This window comes from Gordonia westfalica, assembly GCF_900105725.1.
GTDB lineage: Bacteria > Actinomycetota > Actinomycetes > Mycobacteriales > Mycobacteriaceae > Gordonia > Gordonia westfalica.
Map to the genome: position 1 here is coordinate 1,365,725 of NZ_FNLM01000034.1, position 10,863 is coordinate 1,376,587.

Sequence of the window (10,863 nt, forward strand, 5' to 3'; positions counted from 1 at the left end):
GGGGCCGGAATTACTCGAAGGTGTTGTGGGACAAGGCATCACAACATACATGAAACACAACCCTCCACCTCGGTCCCCTCGAGCGCGATCTGGCGCAGACGGATGTAGTACAGCGTCTTGATCCCCTTGCGCCATGCGTAGATCTGCGCCTTGTTGACGTCGCGCGTGGTGGCGGTGTCCTTGAAGAACAGCGTCAGGCTCAGGCCCTGGTCGACGTGCTGCGTCGCCGCGGCGTAGGTGTCGATGATCTTCTCGTACCCGATCTCGTACGCATCCTGGTAGTACTCCAGGTTGTCGTTCGTCATGTACGGCGCCGGGTAGTAGACGCGACCGATCTTGCCTTCCTTGCGGATCTCGATCTTCGCCGCGACCGGGTGGATCGAGCTGGTCGAGTGGTTGATGTAGCTGATCGAACCGGTCGGCGGGACCGCCTGCAGGTTCTGGTTGTAGATGCCGTCGCGCTGGACGGCCTCCTTCAGCTCACGCCAGTCGTCCTGGTTCGGGATGTGAATCCCGGCCTGGCCGAAGATGTCCCGCACCTTCTGGGTCTCCGGCTCCCACACCTGGTTGGTGTACTTGTCGAAGAACTCCCCGGAGGCGTACTTCGACTTGTCGAAGCCGGTGAACGACCGGCCGCGCTCGCGGGCGATCCGGTTCGACGCGCGCAGTGCGTGGAAGAGCACCGTGTAGAAGTAGATGTTCGTGAAGTCGACGCCCTCATCGCTGCCGTAGAAGATGCGCTCGCGGGCGAGGTAGCCGTGCAGGTTCATCTGGCCGAGGCCGATGGCGTGAGAGTTGTTGTTGCCGTGCTCGATCGAGGGCACCGAGGTGATCGAGGTCTGGTCGCTCACCGCGGTGAGACCGCGGATCGCGGTCTCGATGGTCTGACCGATGTCGGGCGAGTCCATCGTCTTGGCGATGTTCAGCGAACCCAGGTTGCACGAGATGTCCTTGCCCACATGGGAGTAGGACAGGTCATCGTTGAAGGTCGACGCCGTCGAGACCTGCAGGATCTCCGAGCACAGGTTGGAGTGCGTGATCTTGCCGTCGATCGGGTTCGACCGGTTCACCGTGTCCTCGAACATGATGTACGGGTAGCCCGACTCGAACTGCAGCTCGGCGAGGGTCTGGAAGAACTCGCGCGCCTTGATCTTGGTCTTGCGGATACGACGATCCTCGACCATCTCGTGGTAGCGGTCGGTGACGTTGATGTCGGCGAACGGCACGCCGTAGACGCGTTCGACGTCGTACGGGCTGAACAGGTACATGTCGTCGTTGTCCTTGGCCAGCTGGAACGTGATGTCCGGGATGACCACGCCGAGGGACAGCGTCTTGATGCGGATCTTCTCGTCCGCGTTCTCCCGCTTGGTGTCGAGGAAGCGGTAGATGTCGGGGTGGTGGGCATGCAGGTACACCGCACCCGCGCCCTGACGCGCGCCGAGCTGGTTGGCGTAGGAGAAGGAGTCCTCGAGCAGCTTCATGATCGGGATGACACCCGAGCTCTGGTTCTCGATCTTCTTGATCGGGGCACCGTGCTCGCGAATGTTGGAGAGCAGCAGGGCGACTCCGCCACCGCGCTTGGACAGCTGCAGCGCCGAGTTGATCGAGCGGCCGATGGACTCCATGTTGTCCTCGATACGGAGCAGGAAGCACGAGACCGGCTCGCCGCGCTGCTTCTTGCCCGAGTTGAGGAAGGTCGGGGTGGCCGGCTGGAAGCGGCCGGAGATGATCTCGTCGACGAGATTGCGTGCGAGGGCGGTGTCGCCGTCGGCCAGCGTCAGCGCCACCATGCACACGCGGTCCTCGAAACGCTCCAGGTAGCGCTTGCCGTCGAAGGTCTTGAGCGTGTAGCTCGTGTAGTACTTGAACGCCCCGAGGAACGTCGGGAAACGGAACTTCTTGTCGTAGGCGTGCTTGAACAGGCCCTTCACGAACTCGCGGTCGTACTTGGCGAGGACCTCGGGCTCGTAGTAGTTCTCCTCGACGAGGTAGTCGAGCTTCTCGTCGAGATCGTGGAAGAACACGGTGTTCTGGTTGACGTGCTGCAGGAAGTACTGGCGCGCGGCCTCGCGATCCTTGTCGAACTGGATCTTGCCGTCGGCGTCGTACAGGTTGAGCATCGCGTTGAGCGCATGGAAGTCGAGCTCGCCGGGCTCATGACCCGACGGGCCGGCATGCACGCCCGACTTGCTTGCTGAAGTGGTGTCCGAAACGGCGGCGGCGGTGGGCGACACGACAGATGACTCCTGCGGATAGTGGTGGGCTTACCAGGTGCCTCATGGGCAGAGTATTGGCGGGGTGTGACAGATCGGCGGCGACGCGCGCGGCGGTCGGGTCAGGCGGGTGTGGCGTGGAGCGGCACACCCGCCGCGAACGCCGGGCTCTGGGCGAAGTCGGCGAGCCCCGCGCGTACGCGGTCGACGTCGTCGGTGGTGCCCATCAGTTCGAATCGGTACAGGTAGGGCACACGACACTTACGCGAGATGATGTCGCCGGCGTAGCAGAACTCCTCACCGAAGTTGGTGTTCCCTGCCGCGATCACTCCCCTGATCAGGGATCGATTGTGCTCGTCGTTGAGAAAGCGGATGACCTGCTTGGGGACGAAGCCGCCGGGTTGCCCCGTCGCCTTGCCGCCCCCGTAGGTCGGGCAGATCAGCACGTACGGCTCGTCGACACCGAAATCACCGGCCGCGCCGGTCAGCGGGATGCGCACGGAGCGCAGGCCCAGCTTCTCGACGAACCGGTGGGTGTTCTCGGAGACCGAGGAGAAGTAGACGATCAACGGCGTGGCCGACATGTCTCCTCCAACTCTGCTGACGATGACCGTGTCCATGACATTCGTTGCGTTCGCCGATCAGCTCTCTGATCGAGACGCCTGCTGGTTCCAACACCGGAACCACCGTGACCATTTCCCGGGGCCGGGATCGGAGCACTCATTCTGGGCTGTCACATCCCGACGCGGCGGATCCGGCTTCCCCTTCGGATCGCACCCGCGCCGGGGTCGATGGTGGCTGTGACGGCTGTCTTCGGAGGATCAGGCGGCAGCGGTGGCGAGCGCCTTGATGCGGTCGGGACGGAAGCCCGACCAGTGGTCCTCGCCGGCCACGACGACCGGGGCCTGCAGGTAGCCGAGCGCCATCACGTAGTCGCGGGCTTCCGGGTCCTGGCTGATGTCGACGATCTCGTAGGACAGACCCTGCTTGTCCAGGGCCTTGTAGGTGGCGTTGCACTGGACACATGCCGGCTTCGTGTAGACGGTGATGGAAGACATCTAGAGGTTCTCCTCGGTCGTAGGAATCGCCAGTGACGTGCAGTTTCCCAGCGTGAAGATGGTGACCTGCGTCACCGAATTCCTGGCGTTTCCGGAGGAGTGGATCCGCTTCCTCTTGTCCGCCTGACTGGTAACGCAAACACTACACCTAGTGGCTGACATTTCTGGTCACCACAAGGGGTTGTGAATAACATCGTTGGAAGACTTGCAGGTCGGAGAGGTGCAGGATCATAAACTCCGGCGTGTCACAGGCAGGTACGGCGTGTCGCTCACAGGTTGTCCAGCGATGCTCCACAACATGTCCACCGTCAGTCCACAGAGCCAGGTCCACAGCGACCCGTTCGACGCACCTCTATATGTGCCCCTCTCCATGTGCCCGCAGATACGACGACGCCGCACCGGGCGTGGCCCGGCGCGGCGTCGAAGCACTGCGAGAGGAATCAGGCGGTGACGGCGACCTCGTCGACGATGCGGGAGACAGAGGCGACGACCTTCTCGACGATCGCGGGATCGGTCAGGCCGCCCTCGGGGAGCGCGGGGATCTGCAGACCGAGGTCGGCGTCCTCGATCGCACGGCCGCCGGCGATGCCGACCGACTTACGGGTGTCCTCGCGGGTCCACTGGCCGCCGAACTGGCCGAGCGCGGCGGACAGGACGGCGACCGGCTTGCCGGTGAGGGCGCCGTTCCCGTACGGGCGCGACAGCCAGTCGATGGCGTTCTTGAGCGCGGCCGGGATGGTGCCGTTGTACTCGGGGTGGCGATGAGCACGCCGTCCGCCTTGGCGACGGCCTCACGCAGGGCGATCACACCGGCGTCGAGGGTGCCCTCGACATCGACGTCCTCGCTGTAGAACGGCAGCGACCCGAGGTTGTCGATGACGGTGACGTTCACTCCGGCGGGAGCGTTGTCGGCCGCGACCTGGGCCAGCTGCCGGTTGATGGAGGCAGCACGGAGGCTTCCGACGAGTGCTACCAGTTCGACAACTCGATCCGACATGACATTCCTTTCGACGATGACACCGGCCCGGTGGGGGCCGTGGATACGCAAGCAGGAACCGGACCCGGGTCCGATTGATTCCCGATCGGGGTGAAGAGTTACCCTCATCACGTGCCGAACGGGCCTGACCACTCCCCGCTCCATATCTCCTTCAACAACTCGGGGACCGAACGTGCCGACGCCGCACGCAATCGGCGTCTGTTGCTGGCTGCCGCCAAGAACCTGATCGATCACCACGGTGCCGCCGCGGTGACCATGGAGGCGGTGGCCCGCGAGGCCGGGGTGGGAAAGGGCACGGTGTTCCGTCGCTTCGGCAGTCGCACCGGGCTGATGCTCGCACTGCTCGACCACTCCGAATCCGAGATGCAGCAGGCCTACCTGTCCGGACCCGAACCCCTGGGTCCCGGCGCGCCGCCACTCGATCGGCTGCTGGCCTACGGCCGCGCTCGGCTCAAGCTCACCTGCGACCACCTCGACATCCTGCTCGAAGCCGGGGCCGCCGCCGAGGACTTCATGACCCACCCGGTGGGTCGCGCGTCCACCCAGCACGTACAGATCCTGCTGCGGCAGTTGGGTTTCGCGGATCGGCTCGATTTCATGTCGCTGGCCGTGCAGGCGCCGCTCTCGGCCGGGTCGGTGCGGTACCTGATGGTCGAGGTCGGCCTCGATCTCGAGACCATCACCACGCAGTGGCAGGAGATGGTCACCGCACTCGTGGCCTCCCGCGGTTCGCTCTGACATCTACGCGCGCCACCGCGGACGCCTTCGTCGCGCGCCACCGTCCGCCGCGCCTTAGCCTTGTGTCGTGCCGGCGAACGAAAGCGGCCGGTAGGTGATCTCGAGAAAGCGGTGATGAGTGTGAAGGCAGTGATCGTCGGCGCAGGTATGGGTGGCATGTCGGCGGCCATCGCACTGGAGCAGCTGGGCATCGAGGTCGCGGTCTACGAGCAGGTCACCGAGAACAAGCCGGTGGGCGCGGCGATCTCGGTGTGGTCCAACGGGGTCAAGTGCCTCAACCACCTGGGTCTGGAGAAGGAGACCGCCGAACTCGGCGGCATCGTCGACTCGATGAGCTACGTCGACGGATTCACCGGTGACACCATGTGCCGCTTCAGCATGCAGCCGCTCATCGACGAGGTCGGTCAGCGCCCGTATCCGATCGCGCGGGCCGAACTGCAGCTCATGCTGATGAACGCCTACGGATACGACGCCATCAACTTCGGTAAGAAGATGGTCGCGGTGCACGACGGCGAGGACCGTGCCACCGTCGAATTCGCCGACGGGACCACCGATTCCGCCGACATCGTGATCGGCGCCGACGGCGCGAAGTCCCTCACCCGCGAGTACGTCCTGGGCGGCCCCGTCGCGCGCCGCTACGCCGGATACGTCAACTTCAACGGACTCGTCGAGGTCGACGAGAAGATCGGTCCGGCCACCGAATGGACCACCTACGTGGGCGATTCGCGTCGCGTGTCGGTGATGCCGGTGGCGGGCAACCGCTTCTACTTCTTCTTCGACGTCCCGATGCCCGAAGGCGTTCAGTTCGAACGCGGCACCGCCCGCGAGGTCCTCGCCGCGGAGTTCGGCGACTGGGCGCCCGGCGTCCAGACGCTCATCGAGAAGCTCGACCCCGCGACTACGAATCGGGTCGAGATCCTCGACCTCGACCCGTTCGACACCTGGGTCAAGGGACGGGTCGCCGTGCTGGGCGACGCGGCGCACAACACCACCCCCGACATCGGGCAGGGCGGATGCTCGGCGATGGAGGACGCGGTCGCGCTGCAGTTCGCCTTCCGCGACCACCCCGACGACCCGCTCGCCGCGCTCGCCGCCTACGAGTCCGCACGCACCGAACGCGCCGGCGACCTCGTGCTGCGCGCCCGCAAGCGCTGCGACGTCACCCACGGCAAGGACCCCGAGAAGACCGCCGCCTGGTACGAGGAACTGCGCGGCGAGGACGGCACCAACATCATCCGCGGGCTCGTCGGCAACATCGTCGGCGGTCCCCTCACTTCCTGACGCCTTCTCCGGGGTTGACCTTCACCCGGGTCGAAGCCGAATGATGGGACGGTGACCACTCCCGCATTGATGCCCATCGGTTCGTTCGCACAGAGATGCGGGCTGACCGCCAGCGCGCTGCGCTTCTACGCCGATGCCGGCCTGCTGACCCCGGCGGAGGTCGCCCCGGGGTCCGGATACCGGTACTACGGCGAAGAACAGTTCGAACGTGCGGTTCTCCTCCGCCGGTTACGCGAGATCGGGATGTCGCTGCCGATGGTGAAGACCGTGCTCGACGCCGGACCCGCCGAGGCCATCCGGCTCGTCGACGACCACGTCGACTCCGTCGTCGACAACGCCGCGGCCGCACGACGGCAGGCCGTCCACATCAAGGACGATCTCCTCGCGAGGTCCGCCGAACCGGTCGCTGTCATCAGTGGTCCGGTGTTGGCTGCGGCGATCGGGCAGGTCCTCACCGCGACCACCGACGACCCCGACATCGCGGTGCTCGGCGGGGTGCGGGTCGAAGCCGGCCCCGATGGTCTGACGGTCACCGCCACCGACCGCTTCCGCCTGGCCAGCCGCACCCTGGTTCCGGCGAGCGTCCGCCAGACCGCCTGGGCTGCAACGGTGAACGGCGAGGATCTGCGCAACGCACTCACCGATCTCCGGCGGAGCCCACGGGTCGGGATCGAGGCCACCGCGAACGGGATGTCGCTTCGATCACCCGACCGGGGTGATCGCCATTGCCGGTTGCTCGCCGACCCCTTCCCCGACCACCGGTCGATGCTGGACACCCTGCCCCCGGTGACGACCCGCGTCGAGATCTCCACCACCGCGCTTCTGCGGGCACTCGAGGACCTGCATTCGGATCGAATCGAACTGGCCGTCGGCGCATCGGCGGTGACGCTACGGGACGGTGAGTCGGGCAACGACATTCGGCTGGATGCTCGTGTCCTGGGCCCAGAGCTCGACATCTGGTTCGAGATGATCACGCTGTACCCCGGTATCAGCACCGCGATCGGCGCGGAGGTGCTGATCGACTTCCGCGGCGACGCACAACCGGCAACCGTCCGTTCCGCGGACCGCGGTGATCTCACCACCCTGGTGATGCCCACCGCGCATCCCTCTACCGTCTAGGAGCGGGGTGGCCGGCTCCGGGTCGGGCCGCTACTCGCCGTCCCGGTCGATCTCGGCCGTCTTCAGCCCGTCGTGTGCGACCAGCGCCGCCTCCGTGGAGAGCGTCGGCCCGGGCGCCAGCAGGGACACCACCGACCACGGTGCGCGCGCCGGCGAGTCGCCGAGTCCGAGGGTCCCACCGGTCTCGAGGTCGGGGATCCCGAAGCGCACACCCGAATCGTTCACGTAGAACAGCGATTCGGTGCGGGCACTGTCGGCCTCGTTACCGGTCACCTGCAGGTACTCCCCGGAACCCGGCGGCAAATAGACCTGATCGAGACCGGGTCCGGCGCCGTCGGCCGAGGTGAGACGGACGGGCCGGGCATCTGATTTCAACGGAAGTGCCCGACCGGCCAGCAGCGCGGTCTCGGCCCGTGGCTCGTCGGTGCCGCGGGACCAGCTGCGGCACAGGGTCGGATCGGCGGCGAGACCGAGCATCGACGGGGTGAGCTGGGGGAAATCGCCGATCGGCAACTCCTCCACCACTTTCAGGGTGGCGAGCCGGCCGGGCGCCACCGTCATGACGGGTGCGGCACCGTCGCGGTCGGCGAGACGCAGGATCTCGGCCGTCGGGGCACTGATCTCCTGGACCCCACCGCGGAGCACGACGTGGTAGGTCGTCTCGTCGTCGACGTCGACCGACTTCACCACCGAACCGACGGTCGCCGACTCCACGGCGCCCGGAGCTCCGGCGCCCGGGATCGTGGGCACCTCCAGCGGATCGACGAGCGGGAAGCTGTTGAGCAGACCGGGCGTCATCCGGCGCGGTGCGACGCCTTCGAGTCCGAGTGCCCGCATGACCGGGGCGCTGTCGGTGTCGACCGCCGCCCGGACCGGGCTCCACGCACCGTCGCGGAACAGCTGATAGATCAGGAAGGTCTCGTCGCCGGCATCGACGAGCACCGCGTCGGCCGGGCGCGCGGTCTCGACGGTCGACGCGCCGAGGGCGGGCTCGTCGGCGATGACGGTCTGCTGGATCGACTCACTCGACGTATCCGACGAGACGGCGGCGGAGTCGCACACCGTCCACATCGAGGTGCCCTTGTGCGCCGAACCCGGCAGTGACGCGGGCGCCCCCGGGATGCCCAGCAGCGGCCCGCGCGGATAGGGCTGGAGTTTCTTGTCCGCCACCGAGGTCGGCTTCTCGGAACTCCCGGTTATCAGCCGAGCCGAGGCGAGGTTGAGCACTGGGTGCAGCGTGTCCTCGACGAGGACATACATGCTGCCGCTGTTCTTGCTGACGATGATGGTGGCGTCGCCGACCGAACCCTGCGGGCGGATCAGGCCGTACACCCCGCAACCGCCGAGGACGAGCAGACCGAGAACCGTGCCGACCAGCAGCGCCTGCAGCTGGGACCGCATCGGGTCGTGCAGCATCCGCACATCGCGGCGGACGAGCGCGTGTTCGAGCCGCTTGATCAGGAAACGATAGCCGTTGACCTGAGCCTTGGTCGTCAGCTGACGTGCCACGACTCCCCCTGTCCGCACCGATCCCACGCGCCCACGAACTCCGCGACGGTGTGGACCGGTTGTGATGTCTCGCGGCGTACCCCCTGCCGCGCGGTAGTAGCCTAACCGACAAACATGCCCCTCACGTGCGGGGCTCCGCCGCCTGTGGACACACCGACGGGCGACGCCGCGTTCGGCGCGGCACCGGGATCGAGGGGGGATCGTGGATCGGAACACGCGTGCGTCGGGGTTGCGCACACTTGTGGTGATCGAGGTGATCCTCGCTGCAGGTCTCGTCGTGTGGGCGCTGTCGGGCAGCGTGTGGGGCTTGTCGGCCCTGATCGTGGCGGTCGTGATCGCGGCCGGACTGGTCGGCGTCGGCGGTCGGCAGTCGCTGTTCGGCCGGCTCGCCGCCCGGATGTCGTTCTCCTGGTCGCGGATGCGTCGGAGCGCCGCCGATCTGAATCCCGCACCGTTCGACGTCCCGCTGGCCGGCCCCTCGACCCGCCCGTCGGCGCGTCGTTCGTCGGCACCCACCACCATCGGTGCCCGGTGGGTCGGCGACACCCTGGTCACCGTGGTGCGGGTGGACCCCGGCGGCCCCGCGGTCACCTACCTGACCCCCGGCGACAGCACGCTCGGCGACGAGGCGGGACAGCTCGTCCCGCTCGACGTCCTCGCCGAATGCATCGACCGCTACGACATCGCGCTGAGCTCCATCGAGGTCATCAGTCACGGTGTGCGCGTGTGGGGTTCCGGTGTGGCACCGGCGACCTACGACCGCACCCTCGGCCCGCTGTCGGCCACCGCCCAGCGCTCGGTGTTCGTCGTGCTGCGACTCGATCCGCTCGACTGCCCCGACGCCGTGGCCCGTCGAGGCGGCGGCGCGACCGGGGCCCTGCGCACCGCGACGGTCACCACCCGGCGGGTCGCCAAACGCCTCGCCGAGAGCGGACTGACCACCACCGTCCTGTCCGCCGCCCAGATAACCTCGGTCACCACCCAGCTGACCGAGGGCGCCGGTATCGACTCCCTGACCGAGGAATGGGAATCGGTCGGGGTGTCCGGGCTCCGCATCCGCACCGCCGCCGTCGAACCGGAATCACTGTCTGCGGTCGTCCGCGACGTCTGGGTCAACTCGTCCGTCTCGACGACGCTCACCGTCCGGCTCCGCCACGTCGCCGCCGACCGGCGCCACCGGACCGTGCGACCCGAGGTCGAGGTGTCCGCATTCGTCCGGTTCAACGAGTTCCCCGACGCCCGCCGCGCGGTGCCGTCATGGCCGGCCGGCCTGCAACCGCTCGACGGCCGCCAGTTCGACGCCCTCGCCGTCAGCCTCCCCATCGCCACATCCACGCGTCTCGACCGGAACCTGCCGACACTCACCGGCGAAGCAGCCCAGGCCTTCCTGGAATCGGTGCGTCTCCCGGCCGGCGGATGCGGTCAGCTCATCGGCGCCGACCATGCCGGCCGCGCCGTCGCCACCCGACTTGTCGGGCCCGGCATCGCCACCGTTTCGGTCGCCGCCGGCATCCACGTCGTCGCACAGATCGCCCTGCGAGCGGTCGCCGTCGGCGCGTCGGTCCGTGTTCACACCGACCGCCCGCACCGTTGGGCTCCGCTGGTGACGGCGGTCGCCGACCCGGGCGCCCTGTCGCTCGCCGGCGATCGCACACCAGCCCGTCCGGGACCGGCGCTCGTCATCGTCGACGGTGTCACTCCCCCGTCCCCGCAGCCGGATACGACGCGGATGATCGTGTCCGCACCCGGCGTCGACGACGCGGCCGGTGGCCACACCGTGGCCCTGATGCAGAATCCGCGTGCGCCGCAGGACCTCTCACTCGACACGGGCGGACAGCCGGTCCTCGTGACGATGGTCGCGACCCCCGACGAGTGGAACCTGATCGGCGGCTACCCCGAACCTGCGGCACAGGCACCGGCCGCACCCGTTCGGCGCTAGCCCGGATCC

At 67.3% G+C, this 10,863-nt stretch carries 8 protein-coding genes and 1 pseudogene; 4 read left to right on the top strand and 5 right to left on the bottom strand.

The features are described 5' to 3' along the window. Window positions 1-38: 38 nt before the first annotated feature. The 4 genes and pseudogenes from nrdE to BLU62_RS11655 all read right to left on the bottom strand — a co-directional run bounded on the left by nrdE (window position 39) and on the right by BLU62_RS11655 (window position 4,268). Window positions 39-2,234, bottom strand: a complete 2,196-nt coding sequence (gene nrdE, locus BLU62_RS11640) for a class 1b ribonucleoside-diphosphate reductase subunit alpha (protein WP_074849739.1) — start codon at window positions 2,232-2,234, stop codon at window positions 39-41. 101 nt (window positions 2,235-2,335) lie between these two features. Further along, entirely contained in the window at window positions 2,336-2,797 is a 462-nt protein-coding gene (nrdI, locus tag BLU62_RS11645; RefSeq protein WP_074849741.1) for a class Ib ribonucleoside-diphosphate reductase assembly flavoprotein NrdI, read from the bottom strand. A 237-nt stretch (window positions 2,798-3,034) separates the two neighbouring features. Then, window positions 3,035-3,271: a redoxin NrdH gene (locus tag BLU62_RS11650; RefSeq protein WP_074849743.1), complete on the bottom strand. Its 237-nt coding sequence runs from the start codon at window positions 3,269-3,271 to the stop codon at window positions 3,035-3,037. Window positions 3,272-3,711: 440 nt separating this feature from the next. Then, a pseudogene (locus BLU62_RS11655) lies at window positions 3,712-4,268 on the bottom strand (NAD(P)H-dependent oxidoreductase). A 111-nt stretch (window positions 4,269-4,379) separates the two neighbouring features. Here BLU62_RS11655 and BLU62_RS11660 point away from each other — a divergent pair. The 3 genes from BLU62_RS11660 to BLU62_RS11670 all read left to right on the top strand — a co-directional run bounded on the left by BLU62_RS11660 (window position 4,380) and on the right by BLU62_RS11670 (window position 7,406). Then, window positions 4,380-5,006 carry a TetR/AcrR family transcriptional regulator gene (locus BLU62_RS11660; RefSeq protein ID WP_074849745.1) on the top strand — a complete coding sequence of 209 codons (627 nt, stop codon included), beginning with the start codon at window positions 4,380-4,382 and terminating at the stop codon, window positions 5,004-5,006. 114 nt (window positions 5,007-5,120) lie between these two features. Continuing rightward, the gene (gene hpxO / locus BLU62_RS11665; protein ID WP_208863626.1) at window positions 5,121-6,287 is read left to right on the top strand and encodes an FAD-dependent urate hydroxylase HpxO; all 1,167 of its coding nucleotides are present in this window, start codon (window positions 5,121-5,123) and stop codon (window positions 6,285-6,287) included. Between the two features lie 51 nt (window positions 6,288-6,338). Continuing rightward, on the top strand, window positions 6,339-7,406 hold the full coding sequence (locus BLU62_RS11670; protein ID WP_244278133.1) for a DNA polymerase III subunit beta family protein: 1,068 nt from the start codon (window positions 6,339-6,341) through the stop codon (window positions 7,404-7,406). Between the two features lie 30 nt (window positions 7,407-7,436). Here BLU62_RS11670 and eccB read toward each other — a convergent pair whose 3' ends face one another. Beyond that, the gene (eccB, locus tag BLU62_RS11675; RefSeq protein ID WP_074849749.1) at window positions 7,437-8,915 is read right to left on the bottom strand and encodes a type VII secretion protein EccB; all 1,479 of its coding nucleotides are present in this window, start codon (window positions 8,913-8,915) and stop codon (window positions 7,437-7,439) included. A gap of 202 nt (window positions 8,916-9,117) precedes the next feature. Between eccB and eccE the strand changes: the two genes are divergently transcribed. After that, complete coding sequence (gene eccE / locus BLU62_RS11680) at window positions 9,118-10,854, top strand: type VII secretion protein EccE (protein ID WP_074849751.1); 1,737 nt, start codon at window positions 9,118-9,120, stop codon at window positions 10,852-10,854. The last annotated feature ends 9 nt before the right edge of the window (window positions 10,855-10,863 follow it).

Bases quoted from the DNA above. Each gene is read 5' to 3' on its own strand.
- nrdI (WP_074849741.1), bottom strand. From the start codon at position 2,797: ATGTCGGCCACGCCGTTGATCGTCTACTTCTCCTCGGTCTCCGAGAAC.
- BLU62_RS11650 (WP_074849743.1), bottom strand. From the start codon at position 3,271: ATGTCTTCCATCACCGTCTACACGAAGCCGGCATGTGTCCAGTGCAAC.
- hpxO (WP_208863626.1), top strand. From the start codon at position 5,121: ATGAGTGTGAAGGCAGTGATCGTCGGCGCAGGTATGGGTGGCATGTCG.